Raw genomic sequence first — 21,608 nt, 5'->3', positions numbered from 1 at the left:
ATCGCGAATTTTCCCCGGCAGTGTGGGCCGGGGTCATCGTCATCCTGCAAACATATCGGCCAGGATTAATGCGCTTTCTGCGCCATCTGATATGCCGCCGGCAGATTCACGCGCTGCCAGAACTGCTGGTCCGCGGTCTCGCCCGACAGCGGATAACCTGCCGGCAGTGCGGTTTTCACCATCAGCGCCCGGCGCTGTGCCGCTGACGCATGGGGTAGCGCGGTCTCCAGCAGGACTTCTGCGCCTTCCGGCACCGTCAGCCCCGGCTTTTCGCCCTTCTGCTGCGGCAGGTCGTAGGTCATGGTGAACGGGTAAAATGCGTTCATCGCCGGGTCGCGATACGGATCGTCTTTCCCGGCAGATTTCGCGCACTCGGCCAGCGACGTGCCGCACTCTTTTTCCAGGGCTGCCCGGAGCTGATCGCGTGCCTCATTGAACAGCACGCGATACTTCGCGTCGTTGAGGTAATGCGCAACGTTACGCTGCGCCACCATCCGCGACCCCATCACGTCCAGCGGGTAATGTACGCCAAGCACGATGCGGGAATAGCCGTAGCGCGCACCGCGGGTCACCAGCGCGTCAAAACGTTCCGGGATCATTTCGGCCATCAGCAGCGCATCGGTATAGCCGGTATTGGTATGTCCGCTGGGGAAGGAGCCACCGTCGGCGGTATAGGGCTGGTTATCCTTCACCACCACATCGTCCGGCACCAGATGAATGGTATTCCCCTGAATCAGGAACGGGCGCGGGTTGTTAAAATGCTTTTTCGCCGCCCCGGTGCTGACTTCACTGGCCTTAATCAGCGCAGCCGCCTTGCCAAGTTCGCCTTTATCGTAGGCCGTGAGGAAGGCTTTCCCCAACCGAGGGCCCAGCGCATCGCTGAGGAAATAGAGATAGCTAATCCCTTCCGCATCCGCCAGCGCCTGGTGACGAGTGGCCTGGGTTGCATCGCGGTTAATATCGGTCACCGTGGCCAGGTTGTCTTTTACCACCGATTGCGGAAGTTTACTGAAGGCGGCGAGCAGTGCGATGCCCGCCTGTTGATTCTCTTTCGCCTGGAAGTCATAGCCGCTGGCCTTCAGCCAGGCCTTGTCGGCCTGAGTTTTACTCTGCTTTGCGTGTTCGAGTTGGCCGCGGGTGAGCGTGGCGGCATCGCCTTTCAGGGCATTGCGCAACTGTGCCAGGGCCTGGCTTTCAAGGCTGTCAAAGGCCGGGCTGGCTGCTGCTGGCGTGACGCTACCGGCGATCGCCGCTGCCTGGTTCAACGGAACCTCTTTTGCCAGTGCCGGCAGCGCCAGGATCAGCGCCGATGTCAGAAGTGTGATTTGCAGTTTCATTATTTTTCCTTTTATTCAAACAATTACCTTGCCTGAACGCGACGCTAGCGCGGGTATTTGACATTTTTATGACGTGGTCATGTTTTGCAACGCTTTTGACCTCATTGAAACAGCACGGTGCTACAGCGGTAATCTAAGCAGATCTGCGGTAAACTATCGGTCATCTTGTTTAATTCCCGGAATCTCTGCATCCATGCTCAGTTATCGCCACAGCTTTCACGCAGGCAACCACGCCGACGTCCTTAAACACACCGTTCAGAGTCTGATCATTGAATCGCTGAAAGAGAAAGAAAAACCGTTTCTCTATCTGGACACCCACGCTGGCGCGGGCCGCTATCAGCTGAGCGGCGAGCACGCCGAGCGTACAGGTGAATACCTGGAAGGCATTTCCCGCATCTGGCAACAGGACGATCTGCCGGCCGAGATGGAAGCCTATATCTCCGTCGTCCAGCATTTCAACCGCAGCGGCCAGCTGCGCTACTACCCGGGGTCTCCACTGATTGCCCGCCAGCTGCTGCGCGAGCAGGACAGCCTGCAGATGACCGAACTGCACCCGAGCGATTTCCCGCTGCTGCGTTCGGAATTTCAGAAAGATGACCGCGCCCGCGTGGAAAAAGCCGATGGCTACCAGCAGCTGAAGGCTAAACTGCCGCCGGCTTCCCGTCGTGGTCTGATTCTTATCGACCCGCCATACGAAATTAAAAGCGATTACCAGGCCGTCGTGGCCGGTATTCACGAAGGCTACAAACGCTTTGCCACCGGCACCTATGCCCTGTGGTACCCGGTCGTGCTGCGTGCGCAAATTAAGCGCATGATCAAAGAACTGGAAGCCACCGGCATTCGCAAAATCATGCAGATTGAACTGGCCGTGCGTCCGGATAGCGACCAGCGCGGCATGACCGCTTCCGGGATGATCGTCATCAATCCACCGTGGAAGCTGGAACAGCAGATGAACAACGTCCTGCCGTGGCTGCATAAAAAGCTCTCGCCGACCGGCATCGGACACGCCACCGTCAGCTGGATCGTACCGGAGTAATCACAGCCATCGGTGGAACCTTTTACGCCTCGCGCTACAATCGCGGTCATTCAACGATTAAGGGCCTACCAGGATAGGCCTCTAAGGATAAAGGCTATGAGCAAACATTATGATTACATCGCTATCGGCGGCGGTAGCGGCGGTATCGCCTCCATCAACCGTGCGGCAATGTATGGCCAGAAATGCGCGCTGATTGAAGCTAAAGATCTGGGCGGCACCTGCGTAAACGTCGGCTGCGTCCCGAAGAAAATCATGTGGCATGCGGCGCAGATTCGCGAAGCGATTCATCTGTATGGCCCGGATTACGGTTTCGATACCACCATCAACCACTTCGACTGGGATAAGCTGGTTGCCAGCCGCAGCGCGTATATCGACCGCATTCACACCTCCTACGACAACGTATTAGGTAAAAACAAAGTTGACGTCATCAAAGGCTTCGCCCGCTTTGTGGATGCGAAAACCGTGGAAGTGAACGGTGAGACGATCACCGCCGATCATATCCTGATCGCCACCGGCGGCCGTCCGAGCCACCCGTCGATCCCGGGCGTCGAGTATGGCATTGACTCCAACGGCTTCTTCGAGCTGCCGGCGCTGCCAAAGCGCGTTGCCGTGGTCGGTGCGGGCTATATCGCCGTAGAACTGGCTGGCGTCATTAACGGTCTCGGCGCCGAAACGCATCTGTTCGTACGTAAACATGCGCCGCTGCGCAGCTTCGATCCGCTGATCGTCGACACCCTGGTCGAAGTCATGAACGCCGAAGGGCCGCAGCTGCACACAACCGCAATCCCGAAAGCGGTAGTGAAAAACGCCGACGGCAGCCTGACGCTTCAGCTGGAAGATGGCCGCAGTCAGACCGTGGATTGCCTGATCTGGGCAATTGGTCGTGAGCCGGAGACGGATAATTTCAACCTCGCGGCCGCGGGTGTAAAAACTAACGACAAAGGCTATATCGTCGTAGATAAATTCCAGAACACCAACGTGCCGGGGATCTATGCCGTAGGCGATAACACCGGCGCGGTCGAACTGACGCCGGTCGCGGTGGCCGCGGGTCGCCGCCTGTCCGAACGCCTGTTCAACAACAAGCCGGAAGAGCATCTGGATTACAGTAATATTCCGACCGTGGTCTTCAGCCATCCGCCTATCGGTACCGTCGGTTTAACCGAGCCGCAGGCGCGCGAGCAGTACGGCGATGACGCGGTGAAGGTGTATAAATCCGCGTTCACCGCCATGTATACCGCCGTGACCTCGCACCGCCAGCCGTGCCGCATGAAGCTGGTGTGCGTCGGCCCGGAAGAGAAGATTGTCGGTATTCACGGCATCGGCTTCGGGATGGATGAAATGCTGCAGGGCTTTGCGGTAGCGCTGAAAATGGGCGCCACCAAGAAGGACTTCGACAACACCGTGGCGATTCACCCGACCGCAGCGGAAGAGTTCGTCACCATGCGGTAATCTCTTCAGCCCCGTGTTCTCACGGGGCTTTTTTTATGCGCCCATCGCGCACCGAGTCAGCCGGCTCCTCGCCCTGATGTTGCAATATGGCGTGGCCGATATAGTTACTCCAGTTAAAGCTGTTTTGCAGCACCACCACCGCATTCTGATTCGCTTTATCAAAACCGATATAGCTGGAATAGCCGCCGATATAGCCCACCTGATAAGTCATTTTTTGCCCGCCGAGCGTATCGGTCACCCAGGCGATATTGGCCGCCTCTTTTTCTCGCGGATAGTAATCGACGCTAACGTCGGCAAAGGCCTTATCCAGCGCAGCGTTCTGAGTTGACGTCATATGGGCGCGGGCGTACTCAATCAGGTCGCGCGCGTTGCTGTACAGGCTTGCCGCTCCCACCATATTGTTGCTGAACTGCCAGTCGGGCGTCAGTGCACCGCGCGGTTTAAACTTGGGCTGGTCCCCCGCATGCCCGAGCGCCCGGTAGGGAAATCCGCGCAACGTTTGCGGCAGATAGCTGGTGCTTTGCATCCCCAGCGGCAGAAAAATCATCCGTGACGCCAGAGTTTCTACTGACTCCCCGGTTTGATAAGCGAGGATGTAACCCAGAATCGCGTAGCCAAGATTAGAGTATTCCGGTTCGCGGGTGCGCGGCGCATCAAAAGTGCTCAGGTAGCTCAGCACCTTGTTGCTATCCAGTTCATGGTAGAAGTTTTCGCCGTCGCTCAGATAGACCAGCAGATGTTCCAGCGATAGCAGGTTCATTGGCTGACGCGGCAGGCCGGAAGTGTGGGTCACCAGCTGTAACAGGGTGATTTTTTTAGCATCGTCACTGAGCGGCGTCCCCGGCGGAAGCAGCGTCAGTAAGGTGTCGTCCCAGCGCAGGCGCCCCGAATTCACCAGTAAGGCGATCGTTTCGGCGGTGGTCCCTTTACTTAATGATCCCAGCGCAAAGAGCGTATCCGGGGTGATGGGATAACGGTTTTTGGCATCGGTCACGCCATAACAGTGAAACTCCGCCGGGCCATTGTGATGGATGATCGCCACCACCATGCCGCTGACCTGCTTTTGCTGCATATAGCGGCCGACAAAAGCATCGACCGGCAGCGCATGCCCGTTCTGCCCGACCAGAGGGGTTGCTTCTGAGGGCGTACTCATTTGCGAGAGCGTTCCGGAGCATCCTACAAGCAGCAGTGACGCCAACAGCACAGGGCACAACTGCCTGTTCAAACCATACCTTCCTGCCGTACTGAAACCAATGGGGGGGAAAATTCAAGACGCCGGAATCGTAACGGCTGTCAACGATCATTGCAAAGCGAACAGGCTGAAATTAGCGCTTCGCATGATTCAAATTTGGATGTTTTTCTCCTGCCCTCAGGCCGTACCGTTATTCCCATGGCGCATAAATGCCGGTCGCTGATTAAGCGTCATATACCAGCGCTCAACCGCCGGCAGCTCCGAGTGGGCAAACGGCGTCATTTTCCAGCGGTGAACCGACAGGCCCAGAACGATGTCCGCCAGCGTAAACTGAGGCCCGGTGACCCATGCACCGGTGCGTTGCAGCTGAGACTCCACGATCTGCACGCAGCGGGTCCACGTCGCAATACTTTCCTTCATCGCCACCGGGTCCTGAAAACGCGGGTCTTTACGCACCAGGCCCATAAATGCATAACGCCAGGCATTGTTAAACTCGGTAGCCTGCCAGTCCATCCAGCGTTCCACTTCCGCCGCGCCCTGTGGCGTCACGGGGAGCAGATCTTCGCGCCCGGTTTTACGCGTCAAATAACGACAGATGCTGTTGGACTCCCACAGAACAAAATCATCATCCAGCAGCACCGGCACCAGCCCGTTTGGGTTAAGGGCGCGAAACTCTGCCGTATCGACAGGCAAAAAACCGCTGCCGTAATCTTCCTGCTGATAAGTCAGTCCGACCTCATCGCAGGTCCATAACACTTTACGCACGTTAATTGACGAGCGTTTACCCAATATTTTTAGCATCGTGACATCCTTAAGCAAAAAGTCGTTGCTTCCACCCTACTCCATCCGACGGCAAAGAGGCAGCTTGCCGGATAATGTGTATAGTTGATTTCAGCTTTTTTGCTGACACAGGAACCCGCCATGCTGACTCCGTTTACTGTTTTAACTCCGGGCAACATCCGTTTTGGTCGTGGTCTTGCCGGGAGCGCTGCGCCCTGGCTGGCACAGCGTACTGCAAAGGTGCTTCTGGTCCACGGTACCAGCCAGCATCGGGCCACGTTTTTACTGGCCGAACTGCATGCCCACTCTCTGGAGGTGCACACGCTTTCCATTGCCCGTGAGCCGACGCTGGAAGATATCGAGCGTGGCGTGTCCCTGGCCCGTGAGCATGACATCGGCGCGGTGGTGAGTCTGGGCGGCGGTGCCGTAATCGACGCCGGAAAAGCCATCGCCGCACTGGTGCCGGCATCGGGGCCGATCGTTGACTATCTGGAAGTGGTGGGCAATGGCCGGGTATTAGAAGCGCATCCGCTGCCGTTTGTCGCGATCCCGACCACCGCCGGCACCGGGGCGGAAGTGACGAAAAACGCGGTAATTAACGTCATACAGCAGCAGCGAAAAGTCAGCCTGCGCGACGATCGTATGCTGCCCGATCTGGCTATCGTCGACCCGGCCTTAACCGACAATGCCCCGCGTGCGGTAACGCTCGGCTCCGGTCTGGATGCGATTACCCAGCTCATCGAACCCTGGCTCTGCACCCGTGCAAATCCTTTTACCGATGCGCTCTGCCAGGCCGCCATTCCGCGTGGGATCAAAGCACTCAACACGCTGATGGAAAAAGAGTGTCCTGACAGCCGCGATGAAATGGCCTGGGTCAGCCTGTGCGGCGGCCTGGCGTTGGCCAATGCCGGTCTCGGCGTCATTCACGGTCTGGCCGGCCCGCTGGGAGGGCTGAGCAATGCTTCCCACGGTGCGCTTTGCGGAAGCCTGCTGCCTTACGGCCTGGCGCTCAATGAGTCGCAGATAAGCAATAAGGCTATTCGCGGACGTTTTGATGACGTTCGTCAGTGGCTGGCCGCCGGGATGAACATCGAGCCGGATACGGCCTGGGAGAGTCTGCGCGACTGGAGCCGCAGCGCCGGGCTGGGAAATCTGCGCGAGCTGGGCGTTCCGCACGAGGCCCTGGAGCCTGCGGCACTGGCGGCCAGCAGCTCCTCATCGATGAAAGCGAATCCGGTACAGCTGGATAGCGAGCAGCTGCTGGAGATGCTGGAAGCGGCGTGGGAATAAAAAACTGACAGGGGTCAGCCATGACCCCGATGTAATGCAGTATTTAATCCGCGACAAGAATCGCTAATGAAGCCGGAAAATGGAGCTTTTTAAGCTTATTTTCTCGGTCTGAGGTCACCAGCCAGGCGATCTCTTTCCAGTCAGCAACATGTGCGGTTGCACGGTTATCCAGCTTATGGCCATCGGCCAGCACGATAGCCTTATGGCTCTGCTTAATCATTTGCTTCGCGATGGCCGCCTCGTTTAAATCCTGATCCATAATTCCGGCCTGCGGGCTGACGGCACCGGCACCTATCACCGCATAATCTGCATAAAAACCGCTGATTCCCTGCAATGCTATCGGCCCGATGCATTCCATTTTAGATACGCCGAATTGACCACCAATCAGGATAAGATTAGTGCTTGAATTATCATGGAATAGATTCGCAATGACCGGGGAGTTAGTGATGACCGTCAGCTGCGGAATATCCGCAATTTGTCTGGCAAACTCGAGCGTGGTGGTACCAAAATCGATAAACAGAGAGTCGCCGGGCTTAATTAATTCAGCCGCCTTCCGGGCAATATTTTTCTTTTCATCTTCCGCGAGTTTCGCCCGCTGATTAAACTCAAGTTCAAAGCCAAACTGAGCGCTAACGGCACCGCCGTGAATCTTCTTGATATGCCGAAGCTCTTCCAGCTTATTCAGATCCCGACGAATGGTTTCCTGTGACACGCCGAAGTCATCCGCCAGCTCGTTCACAAATACCTGACCATTATTCTTTAACTTTTCCAGAATAATGCTTCGCCGTTCACCTGCATTTGAATAGTCCATTGATTTTCCTTACCTGATAGCCTTACTACGCGGCACAATCTGTGGGCACTATCGGCGACGCCCCAGAAGATGTCAATCACCGACGCATGCCTATCTTTGTTGTGGGAATCCCCCGACTAAACCACAAAAACCACAACATACCCACATCAGAATAAGAAAAAAATATGAGACCAGTCACAGTTAGATCGTTTAATGTGACAATTATGTTGATTTGATGTGTGTATGTAATGCTAAATTGTGAATGCAGGCAATATGACAACATACAAACCACAACGATGCACTGAGGGTTCTATGCTTAACCAACGCTATGCGGCCATTGACCAGGGGACGACAGGAACACGTGTTGTCGTGTTCAGCGAGGATGGAAAGCACTTCTCACCAGCGGCAATCGCGCATAAACAACTGACGCCAAACCCGGGTTGGGTTGAGCATGACCCTCTCGAAATTCTGCGCAATATACGCGCCTGCCTGGGTCAGTGTGGGGTTGTGGATGCTATTGGCCTTGCTCATCAGGGAGAGAGTATCGTCGCCTGGGATGCGCGGACCGGGGTGCCGCTGTATAACGCCATTATCTGGCAAGATCAACGTACGGCGGCCGTCATTCGCCGCCTTCAGGAGGAAGGGGTTGAGGAGCTGGTAAGGAGCAAAACCGGCCTACCGCTGGATACCTATTTTTCCGCCAGCAAAATGGGCTGGGTGATGCGCCATGTTCCCGGTGCGCTTGAGCTGTCGCGACGTGGTCTGCTCCGTCTTGGCACCATGGATGCATTTTTTATGTTTCATCTGTGCGGTACCCATATCACCGACTACAACTCGGCCTCCCGCACTTCTTTATTTAATATTCACACCCTGCAATGGGATGAAGAGCTCTGCCGATTATTTGATGTCCCGATGAACGCCCTTCCCGAAGTACGCGATAACATCGGCCACTTCGGCGACGTTCGCTACGAGGGCAGTACAACGCCGCTGACGGCCTGTATTGTCGATCAGTTTGCCGGCACATACGGTCACGGGTGCCTGACCCCCGGTCAAATGAAAATTACGTTTGGTACCGGAGCGTTTCTGCAATCCATTACCGGCACTGAAGTGCCCGATGCCAGAGGATCGGGGCTGCTTCCCGCACTGTGCTGGAAAATGCCGGGAGAAAAACCGGTCTATGGCCTGGACGGTGGCGTCTACAACGCGGCATCCGCAATTAACTGGGCCGGAAAAATTGGCTTATTCAGCGATCTGGAAGAGTTCGGTGACTTTCCTGATGAGCCAGCGATTGCTCGCGGCCTGGCCTTTATTCCGGCACTTTCCGGCCTCGGTTGTCCGTACTGGGATCGCTCCGCGGCCGGATTATGGGCCGGGCTCTCGCTGGATACCGAACGCAAAGATCTACTGCAATCGATCCTCGAGGGAATTGCGGTACGTTCAGCCGAGGTTATTTTCGCGATGGATAAAGTGCAGCCGATTGGTGAAACCATTTCCGTAGATGGAGGTTTATCTTCAAATCATTATTTTAAGCAGTTTTTAGCCAACTTGATCCAGAAACGCATTATTTCTCCTGCCAACAGGGAAATTACCGCTCAGGGAGTGGCGTTGCTTGCGCGTAAAGGACTGGGAATTACCCACCCAATGAAAGTCAGAACCCAGGTGTCAATTACTGAGCCTGAACAACGAAATTTTGCTCCGTATTTCGAAAAATACCAGGACATTATTTCTCGGTCCCGCAATCTGCGCACTGAATAACAGAGGCCACTATGTCTGAGATCGGTAATATTATTATCTACATTATTATGGCGGGCACCCTGATCGGTGCTGCTGCCTCCGTTATAAAACCCGAAAGCGGTTTAGGCAAAGAATTTGTGAATGGCATTCATTCTATCGGCCCGGTATTTCTTGCCCAGGCCGGGATTATGGCGGCAATTCCCATCATCTCTTATGCCATTCTGCATACCATTGGCCCGCTTTTCCAATCGATGGGCTCTGACGTTTCCATCGCCGCATTGTCTATTATTGCCGTCGATATGGGCGGCTATCAGCTGGCGGATGCCATTGCCGCGAACCGCGACCAATGGATCACCGCCATGTTAATTGGCTATACCTCCGGGGCGAGCATCGTCTATTTGATCCCCGTAGGCCTGGTTATGCTGACGCAAAAAGACCATAAATATCTGGCGCTCGGCGCAATGGCCGGGTTAATCAGCATCCCCTTTGGTGTGTTGATATCGCTGATGTGTATCACGCTTGGCAACATCCCGGTTAGAGATATTATTTCCACCTCTTCGCCGGCCAACCACTATCTGACGATTGATTTTCTTCACGCCCTGCAGATGCTCGCGCCTTTATTTGTTTTCTGCTTTTTGCTCGCACTGGGCCTTAAATATCGAACCATGATGATGGTCAAAGGCTTTTTGGCGTTTGGCCGCATCTCAGATGCGTTTATTAAGCTGGTTCTTGCCGCCTGTATTATCCAGCATTTTACCGGCATATTCAGTAAAGTCTTCGGCGGATGGGTTTTCGATCCATTATTTGCGGACGAAAAAGAGTTATATCGCGCCATTGAGATTGCCGGTTATATCGGCATTATGCTGGCGGGGACATTCCCGGTGTGCTATCTGTTCCAGAAATACTGTCGACGCCCAATGCACTTTATTGGTCGAAAACTCCAGCTAACGGACAGCGGGGCCATCGGCGTCGTTATGGTACTGGCCAATATCATCGCGGTCTATCACCTGTTCAAAGATATGAAAGCCCGGGATAAGGTTATTTGCGTCGCTTTCGGCATCTGCGCACAGGCCACGCTCGGCGACCATCTGGCATTTACTGCTAATTTCCAGCCCACGCTGGTGATCCCAATCATGTTAGGTAAATTCCTCGCCGGTGTTATTGCCATTACCATTGCCATATTTATCTCGGTACCAGAAGCCCAGCGTCTGGAGAAAATTGATGAAGCAACGATATCTCTCAATAACCAGGAGAGTCCGTTAGCTGCTCAAACCGCCCAGTAATTCTTCAATTAATTTTTATTTATACTGAGTTATCAGGAGATAACTATGCGCAAAATTTTTCTGGCCTGCCCCTATAGCCATGCAGATAATCATATTGTTGAGCAGCGATTTCTGGCCTGTAATAAAGTGGCAGCACAAATCATGGAGTCTGGCCATGCGGTATTTAGCCAGGTAACAATGTCCCACCCTATTAATCTGATGCTAACTAAAACAGCAAAAGAAAATATTGGTAAAATGTGGGCTCCGGTTGATGCTTTATATCTCGACCTTATGGCGGAGCTCATTATTCTTGATCTCGACGGTTGGGATCGGAGTGCCGGTATTAAGCGAGAAATTGAGTTTTATGAATCCCGGGGCCAGCGTGTCAGCCTGTGGTCCCAGGTTCAGGATGAATTTACGTCAGTACCTGCCCCACTTCTTACCTGAGCCGGTTTTCCCTATCTGGCAGTCGCCACGTCGGGCGACTGCCAGAGGCGGAAAGTCAAATCGCTCACTTCTCATCATCACCAAAGCCTCCGCTCATCGTCCCTGCCAGCAATATCCTCCCTCGCCCGTTGGCGTTTGCCGCAATGATCAAAGATGAATCTGTCGGTATAGCGGCAGGTCAGCCGGAGAAGGTGTTTTTAGCGGAGAGGAGAACGTCAATCGGCCCGCTTAACGGGCCGATTGTTGTGGCCTTCGGCCAACAGGGAGGTACGATTTCAGGTACTCAAGGTTTTTGTTTTATCGAGACATTGTACACGGGTCTGTCCTGCCCTGTTGCGTCGCAACGGTGAGCGTTTCGCCTGCCTTAATCCGTGATAATGGGATATCTTTCAGCAGAATACGACGTTCAGGCAGGCAACGATGCTTGCCCTGGTAAATGATGCTCTCACCGCAACGAACGACTATCTCACCATGATAGAAATGGTTAACACGTACGTTCAACGTCACGCTCTGCATATGTTCCGTCAGCGTCAGCACATTCGGTGCAGCCAGGCGGAAGGTCTCTTCCAGTGTCACCCCGACCTCATGCTGGTTCTGCTGCCGCTGACGTAGCGAACCCGCTACGTAACGTCCGATACGCAGTCCTTCCTGATAGCATTGATCGCCCATATCCGCAGGGTGCGTCATGTTACCCACAACATAATAGGCGGGATCGGAACAGCGGCCGTACTGATCAAATAACGGCCTGCCTGAGTCTGGTTCGAACGTCAGGTGGCTTTTTCTGATCAGCGTATATTCACCGGTAAAGCGCCCCGTAAAAATCACGCTGTCGCAGGCAAGCTGTCGGGTCTGCCCATTCGCTTCGCGGAATTCGATACTTTCGACCCGTTCTGCGCCATTAATTCGGGTGATATGCGCGCCGAGATACACCTTAACCCCGAGCAGCTTTGCATAAAGAGTACTCAGACGGAAAGCCAGCGGCCGGGAGTGTTCATCAATCAGCGCCAGCGTTTTGATACCGGCATTGCGTAGCGTCCAGATGGCGGAAAAGCTAACCAGTTCAGAGCCAATAATCACCGGATGCAGACCAGGCTTAAGTTTGCGTAAATAGATAAACTGCTGCAATGCTCCCGCGGTGAGGATCCCCTGCGGCCGTAACCCGCTCACCAGGCGCGGATGACGCGGCGTTTCACGCACGCCGGTCGCAATAATCACGCGTCTGGCAGACAAGGTTTCCAGACCGCGGTCAGAAGAGACATCAATTTCACCACCGGGGTGAATCTGAATCACCGTCGTTCCGGTGCGAATCTCATATTGACCCTGGACCATGGCCAGAATACGCTGCGCCCAGCGATGCCCCTGCATAGGTCGATGAAACGTCTGTATCCCGAAGGTGGGATGACGGCAGTGGCGCGGAACGCCGCCCGCCTCCTGCTCACGTTCCAGTAGCAGAACATCTTTTACCCCTTCTTCCAGCAACGAGCGTGCTGCCGCCAGCCCGGAAGGCCCGGCGCCGATAATAATCACTTCGTATTGATGACTCATTCTACCTTCCCGACAACAAGAGAGTTCGCCAGACGATCGCCAACAATTTCGGCTACATGGTTGCTACAGAAAAAGCCGTTACAGCGCCCCATCATCACCCGAGTCCGACGACGCAGCCCGCCGATACATTCCGGAGGAACGGCGGAATCAAATGTCGCCTCCAGCTCACGGCGCGTCACCAGTTCACAGTGACAAACGATGCCGCCATTGCCCGCACAGGTATAATCGCGAGATTCATACTCGGAAAGCATGGGCATACGCGGCCACTGCAGCTCAGCGGGCGGATTCAGTGGAAAAAGTGGTGAAAAGTTTGCGCAATACAGCCCGGCTACGTGGCTGGCGATACCCAGAGCCGCCGTCAACCCGGTCGAACGAATACCGCCCACGCTTATCCAGCTGTCCTGCGGATAATCATAAATACGGTACTCTTTTTTCTCTGTAGCAGGCCTGAGCCCGGCATAGGTCGCCGTCACCGTGTATTGCGTCAGGCTGGGCAACATGCGCGAACCTTTTTCAATCAGTTCCTTCATCACGTGTTCATCCACTTCCGCCCGTTCACGATCGTCCTGTTCTTCCGCGGTCGGTCCGAGAATGATGTTGCCAAATATCGTCCGACATAGCAGGACACCTTTGGTGGTGGGGGTAGGAACCGGCAGAATAATGGCGTTGATCTCCGCCGCCGAAGCCTTGTCATAAACCAGAAACTGCCCTTTACGGGGATGGATAGTAAACTCCGGCTGGCGCCACATCCCGTCAATAAGGTCACCGTGATTTCCGGCACAGTTGATGACCAGCCGGGTTTTGACTTTCCCTTGTTGAGTCTGTAGCCACCAGCCATCGGAATCGCGCGTTACGCTGGTCACTGCGCAATTGAAACGATACTGGCCACCGTGTTTGACCGCCTGAGTAACGTACGCCAGCGGCGAACTCCACGGGTCAATGACATACTCGCCCGGGACATAAACGCCACCTAACGCACCGGGAGCCAGGTTAGGCTCACGTTGATAAACGTCCTCTGCCGAGATTTGCTCGACGTCGAAAACCGCGTTCTGATGCGCCTGTTGCACAATCGCCGGCAGCATGGAGAGCTGTTCTTCATTCCATGCCACCACGATAGCCGTCGTTTTCAACAGCGGCAGATTCATTTTTTCCCGAATGGACAGGTACTCTTTATACCCTGCCTGCATACATTCAAGCTCAAGGCTTCCGGGAGGTGCATCAAAACCGGTATGTAAAATTGCGCTGTTCGCTTTACTGGCGCCAGAAAGAATATCGCCTCCTTTTTCCAGCAACAGCGTCTTCGCGCCCATCAGCGTAAAGCGGCGAAACACCGCACAGCCGACGACACCGCCACCAATGACTACTACATCCACTTGTTCATCGAAATGTGCCATTTGCGTTATCTCTACAGCAGGGTATATGCAGATAAAACCACAAAAACCACACAATCACAACATTAAAACAACCATCAAACCACATTTAACAATTTTAAAATCATGGAGAATAAACATGTTTTATTTAAGTTTAGCCATAAATACCAAATGGTTAACCATGTGACTTTGGCCCTAATTTTCAGAACATCGCCATAAGTCAAAAAGTGGGGAATAATGTGGCTTTTACCGGAATCAGGCAAAAAGCGGTAGGCGACCGTTCATATACTCAAATTTTGTTGCAAAACGATCGAGGTAAATTTCCGTTCGCCACTGGCGACAATATTTTTAAATTTATCTAATATTATCAATTAATTAATAAAATCCATTTTCCTGGCTCATCGCTAAGAAGCGTGATGCGACGCACAGTTTTCTCCCGGACACCGAAGCGAATGACTACGCTTAAGAGTCAGGCCGGGTGAAGCCCGGCGCCCTGAACTGACGCGATCCGGAGGTCCGTATCACTATGTCCAGCCAGACATTACGCAACGATAATGGCGAGAAACCGAAGATCGAGAACGATCTGCGCTATGAAGCCGATCCGTATGAGTTAAAACTGGATGAAATGTTTGACGCCGAGCCCGAGCCGGAGATTATCGAAGGTTTCCCGGCTTCTGATGCTCTGACACCTGCTGACCGCTATCTGGAACTGTTTGCGCATGTGCAGAAATCACGCATCTTTGCCGACAGTAAAACCTTCCCAGACTGCGCACCAAAGCAGGACCCGCTGGATATTTTGATCCACTACCGGCGGATGAAGCACCAGCCCGGATTCGACCTGCGCCAGTTTGTTGAAGAACACTTCTGGATGCCGGACAACCGGGCTGATGATTACGAATCCGATCCGCAACGATCCCTGAAAGAACATATCGATAACCTCTGGCCCGTTCTCACCCGCGAGCCGCAGGATCACATTCCCTGGTCATCGCTGCTGGCGCTGCCGCAGTCTTATATCGTGCCCGGAGGTCGCTTTAGCGAAACCTACTACTGGGACTCCTACTTCACCATGCTGGGGCTGGCGGAAAGCGGCCGCGAAGACCTGCTGAAATGCATGGCGGACAACTTTGCGTGGCTGATTGAGACCTACGGCCATATCCCCAACGGCAACCGCACCTACTATCTCAGCCGCTCGCAGCCACCGGTGTTTGCCCTGATGGTTGAACTGTTTGAGGAAGACGGGGTACGCGGTGCGCGGCGCTATCTGGATCATCTGAAGCTGGAATACCAGTTCTGGATGGACGGCGCCGAATCATTAATCCCCAATCAGGCCTATCGCCACACGGTACGCATGCCGGACGGGTCGCTGTTAAACCGCTACTGGGACGACCGCGATACGCCACGGGATGAGTCCTGGCGGGAAGATGTGGACACGGCAAGACACTCGGGTCGCCCGGCCAATGAGGTATACCGGGATCTGCGCGCCGGCGCGGCCTCCGGTTGGGACTATTCCAGCCGCTGGCTGCGGGATATCACCCGCCTGGCGAGCATCCGCACGACCCAGTTTATTCCCATCGATTTAAACGCCTTTTTGTTCAAACTGGAAAATACCATTGCCAATCTTTCCGGCCTGAAAGGCGACCGGGAAACGGAAGCGGCGTTTCGCCAGAAGGCCAGTGAGCGCCGGGCTGCGGTGAACCGCTATTTATGGGATGAAGAGAGCGGCTGTTTTCGTGATTACGACTGGCGACGCGAACAGCTGGCGCTCTTTTCCGCCGCCAGCATCGTGGCGCTGTATGTCGGCATGGCCACGCACAAACAGGCCGAGCGCCTTGCCGATGCGGTACGCGCTCGTCTGCTGACCCCCGGCGGTATCATGGCAACGGAATATGACAGCGGAGAGCAATGGGACAAACCCAACGGCTGGGCGCCGCTGCAGTGGATGGCCGTGCAGGGGTTTAAGCTGTACGGCCAGGACCCGCTCGGCGACGAAATTGCCCACAGCTGGCTGCAAACGGTGAACCATTTTTACAAGCAGCACCACAAGCTGATTGAGAAGTACCATATCGCCAGCGGTACCCCGCACGAAGGCGGCGGCGGTGAATATCCGCTACAGGATGGCTTCGGCTGGACGAACGGCGTGGTGCGTCGGCTGATAGGGCTGTACGGCGAACCCTTATAACCAGGTGCTATTCCGAAAATTAATGTCCTGCTATGGTCATACCATCACACCTCGCAGGAATCGTTTTCATGACCGAATTGCTTACGCCACGGCTGCACTGCACACAGCTGAAGCTGGAGGACTGGTCTTTTTTTCTCGCTCTGCAGAGGGATCCGCAGGTGATGCTTTATATTGCCGACGCGCGTCCGTTGTCTGAAATCCGCGAGGCCTTCGATTCGCGCATTCCGCCATGGTCGCCGGGGTCAAAGCAGTGGTTGTGCCTGATTGTGCGAGACCGGGAAACCCGCATACCGCTGGGTATGACCGGTTACCGGCACCATGAAGGCGACTGCGCCGAAGTGGGTTTTTTGTTTACACCGGATGCTCAGGGGCGCGGCTATGGCTATGAATCGCTGCGTGCGCTGTGTGATTTTGCCTTTAACGCCGGCGGCGTGCGTCGGCTCACCGCCACCGTCACCGCCGGAAATATGGCGTCGCGAAATCTGCTACAGAAAACGGGTTTCCTGCAGGAGGGAGAGCTGCGTGAATGCTACTGGCTGAACGGTCGCTGGCACAACGACTGGCTGTTTGGCCTGCTACGCCGTGATTATCATACGCTGGAGATATAGGCTAAACGATACGCCTCCCCGTTACCGAAGAGGCTGTCGCAATTACAGGAACATGCCGCCGGAGACTTCAACGCGCTGGGCGTTCATCCATCTCAGATCATCGCTCAGCAACGCCGCAATCGCATCACCGATATCGTCCGGCAGGCCAACCCGCCCCAGCGCCGTCTGCGCAGCAATATGCTGATTAACCTGTGCATTATCCCGTACCATTCCGCCGCCGAAATCCGTTTCTATTGCGCCGGGCGCGATAATATTGACGGAAATCCCGCGCGCGCCCAGCTCCTTCGCCTGGTAGCGGGTCAGCACCTCCATGGCCCCTTTCATTGCCGCATAAGCGGAATAGCCCGGTAGCGCGAAGCGGGCCAGCCCGCTCGAAACATTCAGGATACGTCCCTTATCCGCCAGCAGGGGCAGGAGGCGCTGGGTCAGGAAGAACGGGCCTTTAAACTGGATGTTCATCAGTTCATCAAATTGCGCTTCGCTGGTCTCGGCAAAAGGGACGTTTAAGCCGATTCCGGCGTTGTTTAATAAATAATCAAAGGTGTCGCGCTGCCAGTGCTGTTGCAGCAGCTGAGCCACATTCTGCGCGAAAACCTCAAAACTTGCAGTATCGCCGACGTTAAGCGCCAATGCCGCTGCTTTAACCCCTTTTTGTTCAATTTCATCCACAACTTCCTGGGCCGCCTGCCGGTTGCTATGCCAGGTAAGAATAATATCGGTTCCCTTCTCCGCCAGCTTAAGCGCCGCATTTTTTCCCAGTCCACGGCTGCCGCCGGTCACTAAAGCGATACGTTGTGTCATCAGAAAACCCCTTCTCAGTTGTGTTTGTCTGGTTAAAGAGCTTATTGGCTGACAGTAAAACAATAAATACGCTAAATTACGTTTTACTGTTCCACTGAAAACAACAATAGAGTTTCAGTATGGATAAAATTCACGCAATGCAGTTGTTCATCCGCGTCGCAGAACTGGAGAGCTTTTCCCGCGCCGCCGAGACGCTGAGTCTTCCTAAAGGTAGCGTCTCGCGCCAGATTCAGGCGCTGGAAAATCATCTTGGCGTACGCCTGCTGCACCGCACCACCCGCCGGGTGCAGCTTACCCAGGACGGGATGGTCTATTACGAGCGCGCCAGGGACCTGCTGAGCAATCTTGATGAGCTGGACGGCATGTTTCAGCACGATCCGTCCAGCATCAGCGGCCGTCTGCGGGTGGATATGCCGGTCGGGCTGGCGAGGAAGCTGATCATTCCGCGTCTGCCGGCTTTTCTCCAGCAGTACCCGGGAATTGAGCTGGAGCTAAGCAGCAGCGATCGGCTGGTCGACGTCATTCGTGAGGGATTTGACTGCGTGGTGCGCGTCGGTACGCTGAAAGATTCCGGCCTGATCGCCCGCCCGCTGGGCAAACTGACGCAAATTAACTGTGCCAGTCCGCAGTATTTATCGCGGTTTGGCTACCCGACCTCTCTCGACGATCTGGCCGATCACGCCCTGATCCACTATTCCAGCACGCCAGGCGCACGCCCGCTGGGGTTTGAAGTGGTGAGCGATGGGGTGGTCCGGTGGGTGAAAACCGGCGGTACGCTCACCGTTAACAGTACGGAAACCTATCAGGCTGCCTGCCTGGCCGGGCTGGGGATTATCCAGGTTCCGCGCACCGGGGTGCGCGAAGCGCTGCGCACCGGCGAGCTGATTGACATCCTGCCGCAGTACCGCGCAGAACCGCTGCCGGTATCGTTAATCTATCCGCACCGACGCAATCTTTCCCGGCGGGTACATCTGTTCATGGAGTGGCTGGGTAGCGTGATGAAAGTGTACGTCGATTAAACCATCCCGCCCTTTTTCCGGCCGGCCATGCGTTATCAATTGGGCACTTCGCAGGTCCGTGACGGATTTTACGTATATAATTTTGAAGAATCTCGCTGTAAAGAAAGGAAGAAATAACTGATGACATCGGAAAATGATGCGAAACGCCCGACCCAGGATCCGGGCCAGCCGCCGGTTAAAAGCAAAAGTCCTCTGGCCGCCATCAACGACTCTGCCGTGGCGCAGAAGGCAAATCAGGCGCTGAAGACCGTCACCGGGACGGCAGAGAAAGTGCAGCGTAACCCGATCATTGCGCACCTGCTGCGCGCAGCCGAACGTTTTAACGACAGGATGGGCAACCAGTTCGGCGCGGCCATCACCTACTTCTCGTTCCTGTCGATGATCCCCATTCTGATGGTCTCCTTCGCCGCCGCCGGTTTTGTTCTGGCCTGGCACCCGACGTTGCTCCAGGACATTTTCGATAAAATCCTGCTTAACGTCAGCGACCCGACGCTGGCCGCTACGCTAAAAAACACCATTAATACCGCCGTCCAGCAGCGCACCGCCGTTGGCCTGGTTGGTCTGCTGGTGGCGCTGTATTCCGGTATTAACTGGATGGGCAACCTGCGAGAAGCGATTCGCGCCCAGTCGCGCGACGTCTGGGAACGGACGCCGCAGGATCAGGAAAAAATCTGGATAAAATACTTCCGTGATTTTATCTCGCTGATTGGTTTGCTGGTGGCGCTGGTGGTGACCTTATCGATAACTTCCGTCTCCGGCTCCGCACAGCAGATGATCATCTCCGCGCTCTATCTCGATAATATTGAGTGGCTGAAACCGGCCTGGCGCCTGATTGGCCTCGCCATCTCCATCTTCGCCAACTACCTGCTGTTTTTCTGGATCTTCTGGCGTCTGCCGCGCCACCGTCCGCGGCGCAAAGCGCTAATTCGCGGCACCCTGATTGCGGCTATCGGTTTTGAAATCATCAAAATGATCATGACCTGGACGCTGCCTGCGCTGGTGAAATCACCTTCCGGCGCCGCCTTTGGCTCCGTATTAGGCCTGATGGCATTCTTCTATTTCTTCGCCCGCCTGACGCTCTTCTGCGCGGCGTGGATAGCCACGGCAGAATACAAGGATGACCGCCGCATGCCGGGCAAAGCCCACGACTGAGGCCCTGGGGGGCTGAATAAAGGCACAATATTCAGCCCTCATCATCATTTCAGCAGATAAATCCAACGTGTAACTTTTATTTAACTTAAACCTGGTTTTATCTGCCATTATTTTATTTGTGTGAAGCATTTCATAGAAGCTATTTTTGTGGCACGCAAATTATCCGCTTTTTGCTCATTTTTTCGCCTCCCGCGCACTCTGTTACAGATTGAAATGTCCCTTTTGCTGTGGCTATATGACCTTTCGTTCGCTAAAAAATAAGAAAGATTTATGCAAGCCACAGCCACCACACTCGACAATCCGCAGGAAACCGCCCCGGTTAACTCGCGCAATAAAGTCGTCGTCGCCTCTCTCATCGGCACCGCCATTGAGTTCTTCGACTTTTACATTTATGCCACTGCCGCGGTAATCGTATTCCCGCATATTTTCTTCCCACAGGGTGACCCGGCCGCTGCCACGCTACAGTCGCTGGCGACGTTCGCGATTGCCTTCGTTGCCCGCCCGATTGGCTCGGCGCTATTTGGCCACTTTGGCGATCGCGTCGGTCGTAAGGTCACGCTGGTCGCCTCGCTGCTGACCATGGGGATTTCTACCGTCATTATCGGCCTGCTGCCCGGCTACGAGAGCATCGGCATTCTCGCGCCAATGCTGCTGGCGCTGGCGCGCTTTGGCCAGGGTCTTGGACTGGGCGGTGAATGGGGTGGTGCGGCGCTGCTGGCAACTGAAAACGCGCCGCCGCGCAAACGGGCGCTGTACGGCTCTTTCCCGCAGCTCGGCGCGCCTATTGGCTTCTTCTTCGCCAACGGCACCTTCCTGCTGCTCTCCTGGCTGCTGACCGACCAACAGTTTATGGAATGGGGCTGGCGCGTACCGTTTATCTTCTCTGCCGTACTGGTCATTATCGGGCTGTACGTGCGCGTTTCGCTGCACGAAACCCCGGTCTTCGCCAAAATTGCCGCGGCGAAGAAACAGGTAAAAATCCCGCTGGGGACGCTGCTGACAAAGCATGTGCGCGTGACCGTTCTCGGCACCTTTATCATGCTGGCCACTTACACCCTGTTCTACATCATGACCGTCTATTCCATGACGTTCAGCACCGGCGCGGCGCCGGTTGGCCTTGGCCTGCCGCGTAATGAAGTGCTGTGGATGCTGATGATGGCGGTGATTGGCTTCGGCGTGATGGTGCCGGTGGCGGGCCTGCTGGCGGATGCATTTGGTCGCCGTAAGAGCATGATCGTGATTACCTCGATGATTATTCTCTTCGCCCTGTTTGCCTTTAAACCGCTGCTGGGCTCCGGCCAGCCGGTTCTCGTGTTCACCTTCCTGCTGCTGGGCCTGAGCCTGATGGGGCTGACCTTCGGCCCGATGGGCGCGCTGCTGCCGGAGCTGTTTCCGACGGAAGTCCGCTATACCGGTGCATCGTTCTCATATAACGTGTCGTCGATCCTCGGCGCCTCTGTTGCACCGTATATTGCCGCCTGGCTACAGGGTAACTACGGCCTGACGGCGGTCGGGCTCTACCTGGCGGCGATGGCCGGACTGACGCTTATCGCGCTGCTGTTGACCCACGAAACGCGCCATCAGTCGCTGTAATGCCTCCCAGCCCGACGCTCTGCG

General features: G+C 55.1%; 18 protein-coding genes. 11 read left to right on the top strand and 7 right to left on the bottom strand.

The genetic code is table 11. From position 1 onward, the window contains the following. Positions 1-65: 65 nt before the first annotated feature. Positions 66-1,337, bottom strand: coding sequence for an acid phosphatase (locus tag ACMYSK_RS20720; RefSeq protein ID WP_434638304.1), 1,272 nt, complete (start codon positions 1,335-1,337; stop codon positions 66-68). 193 nt (positions 1,338-1,530) lie between these two features. On the opposite strand from ACMYSK_RS20720, the gene ACMYSK_RS20715 reads away from it, so the two are divergent. Continuing rightward, a complete protein-coding gene (locus tag ACMYSK_RS20715) occupies positions 1,531-2,373 on the top strand; it encodes a 23S rRNA (adenine(2030)-N(6))-methyltransferase RlmJ (protein WP_434638302.1) in 843 nt (280 codons plus the stop codon). A 96-nt stretch (positions 2,374-2,469) separates the two neighbouring features. Next, complete coding sequence (gene gorA / locus ACMYSK_RS20710) at positions 2,470-3,822, top strand: glutathione-disulfide reductase (RefSeq protein WP_434638301.1); 1,353 nt, start codon at positions 2,470-2,472, stop codon at positions 3,820-3,822. A gap of 19 nt (positions 3,823-3,841) precedes the next feature. Here the strand turns inward: gorA and ACMYSK_RS20705 are convergent, their stop codons facing one another. Together ACMYSK_RS20705 and ACMYSK_RS20700 are read right to left on the bottom strand one after the other, a co-directional pair. Further along, the gene (locus ACMYSK_RS20705) at positions 3,842-4,975 is read right to left on the bottom strand and encodes a serine hydrolase domain-containing protein (protein WP_434638299.1); all 1,134 of its coding nucleotides are present in this window, start codon (positions 4,973-4,975) and stop codon (positions 3,842-3,844) included. Positions 4,976-5,191: 216 nt separating this feature from the next. Next, the gene (locus ACMYSK_RS20700) at positions 5,192-5,815 is read right to left on the bottom strand and encodes a glutathione S-transferase family protein (protein ID WP_434638297.1); all 624 of its coding nucleotides are present in this window, start codon (positions 5,813-5,815) and stop codon (positions 5,192-5,194) included. Positions 5,816-5,935: 120 nt separating this feature from the next. Here ACMYSK_RS20700 and ACMYSK_RS20695 point away from each other — a divergent pair, with 120 nt between their 5' ends. Further along, entirely contained in the window at positions 5,936-7,084 is a 1,149-nt protein-coding gene (locus ACMYSK_RS20695) for an iron-containing alcohol dehydrogenase (protein ID WP_434638295.1), read from the top strand. A gap of 43 nt (positions 7,085-7,127) precedes the next feature. On the opposite strand, the gene ACMYSK_RS20690 is transcribed toward ACMYSK_RS20695, so the two are convergent. Continuing rightward, positions 7,128-7,895 (bottom strand): DeoR/GlpR family DNA-binding transcription regulator, encoded by a 768-nt coding sequence (locus ACMYSK_RS20690; protein ID WP_434638293.1) that lies wholly within the window; start codon positions 7,893-7,895, stop codon positions 7,128-7,130. A 291-nt stretch (positions 7,896-8,186) separates the two neighbouring features. On the opposite strand from ACMYSK_RS20690, the gene ACMYSK_RS20685 reads away from it, so the two are divergent. From ACMYSK_RS20685 to ACMYSK_RS20675, 3 genes are read left to right on the top strand one after another with little or no spacing between them, the layout of a single operon-like run. Next, positions 8,187-9,629 carry an FGGY family carbohydrate kinase gene (locus ACMYSK_RS20685; RefSeq protein ID WP_434638291.1) on the top strand — a complete coding sequence of 481 codons (1,443 nt, stop codon included), beginning with the start codon at positions 8,187-8,189 and terminating at the stop codon, positions 9,627-9,629. An 11-nt stretch (positions 9,630-9,640) separates the two neighbouring features. After that, positions 9,641-10,891 (top strand): ethanolamine utilization protein EutH, encoded by a 1,251-nt coding sequence (gene eutH, locus ACMYSK_RS20680; RefSeq protein ID WP_434638289.1) that lies wholly within the window; start codon positions 9,641-9,643, stop codon positions 10,889-10,891. 45 nt (positions 10,892-10,936) lie between these two features. Then, positions 10,937-11,317 carry a DUF1937 family protein gene (locus ACMYSK_RS20675; protein ID WP_434638287.1) on the top strand — a complete coding sequence of 127 codons (381 nt, stop codon included), beginning with the start codon at positions 10,937-10,939 and terminating at the stop codon, positions 11,315-11,317. Positions 11,318-11,614: 297 nt separating this feature from the next. Here ACMYSK_RS20675 and ACMYSK_RS20670 read toward each other — a convergent pair whose 3' ends face one another. Next, positions 11,615-12,862: an NAD(P)/FAD-dependent oxidoreductase gene (locus ACMYSK_RS20670; protein ID WP_434638285.1), complete on the bottom strand. Its 1,248-nt coding sequence runs from the start codon at positions 12,860-12,862 to the stop codon at positions 11,615-11,617. Next, positions 12,859-14,256 (bottom strand): NAD(P)/FAD-dependent oxidoreductase, encoded by a 1,398-nt coding sequence (locus ACMYSK_RS20665; RefSeq protein ID WP_434638283.1) that lies wholly within the window; start codon positions 14,254-14,256, stop codon positions 12,859-12,861. The genes ACMYSK_RS20670 and ACMYSK_RS20665 overlap by 4 nt, the downstream gene beginning before the upstream one ends. Positions 14,257-14,758: 502 nt before the next feature. Between ACMYSK_RS20665 and ACMYSK_RS20660 the strand changes: the two genes are divergently transcribed. After that, the gene (locus ACMYSK_RS20660; RefSeq protein WP_434638281.1) at positions 14,759-16,411 is read left to right on the top strand and encodes an alpha,alpha-trehalase; all 1,653 of its coding nucleotides are present in this window, start codon (positions 14,759-14,761) and stop codon (positions 16,409-16,411) included. A 68-nt stretch (positions 16,412-16,479) separates the two neighbouring features. Then, complete coding sequence (locus ACMYSK_RS20655; protein ID WP_434638279.1) at positions 16,480-17,019, top strand: GNAT family N-acetyltransferase; 540 nt, start codon at positions 16,480-16,482, stop codon at positions 17,017-17,019. Positions 17,020-17,061: 42 nt separating this feature from the next. On the opposite strand, the gene ACMYSK_RS20650 is transcribed toward ACMYSK_RS20655, so the two are convergent. Beyond that, on the bottom strand, positions 17,062-17,820 hold the full coding sequence (locus ACMYSK_RS20650; protein ID WP_434638278.1) for an SDR family NAD(P)-dependent oxidoreductase: 759 nt from the start codon (positions 17,818-17,820) through the stop codon (positions 17,062-17,064). Positions 17,821-17,939: 119 nt separating this feature from the next. Here ACMYSK_RS20650 and ACMYSK_RS20645 point away from each other — a divergent pair, with 119 nt between their 5' ends. The 3 genes from ACMYSK_RS20645 (at position 17,940) to ACMYSK_RS20635 (ending at position 21,584) form a co-directional block, all read left to right on the top strand. Continuing rightward, positions 17,940-18,839, top strand: coding sequence for a LysR family transcriptional regulator (locus tag ACMYSK_RS20645; RefSeq protein ID WP_434638276.1), 900 nt, complete (start codon positions 17,940-17,942; stop codon positions 18,837-18,839). 120 nt (positions 18,840-18,959) lie between these two features. Beyond that, a complete protein-coding gene (gene yhjD / locus ACMYSK_RS20640; RefSeq protein WP_434638274.1) occupies positions 18,960-19,991 on the top strand; it encodes an inner membrane protein YhjD in 1,032 nt (343 codons plus the stop codon). 270 nt (positions 19,992-20,261) lie between these two features. Then, positions 20,262-21,584, top strand: coding sequence for an MFS transporter (locus ACMYSK_RS20635; RefSeq protein ID WP_434638272.1), 1,323 nt, complete (start codon positions 20,262-20,264; stop codon positions 21,582-21,584). Positions 21,585-21,608 lie beyond the last annotated feature (24 nt).

The organism is Klebsiella sp. I138 (genome assembly GCF_051131765.1).
Taxonomy (GTDB): domain Bacteria; phylum Pseudomonadota; class Gammaproteobacteria; order Enterobacterales; family Enterobacteriaceae; genus Klebsiella.
Note: the sequence above shows the minus strand (reverse complement) of the source record. Positions and strands in the feature narration are given on the sequence as shown.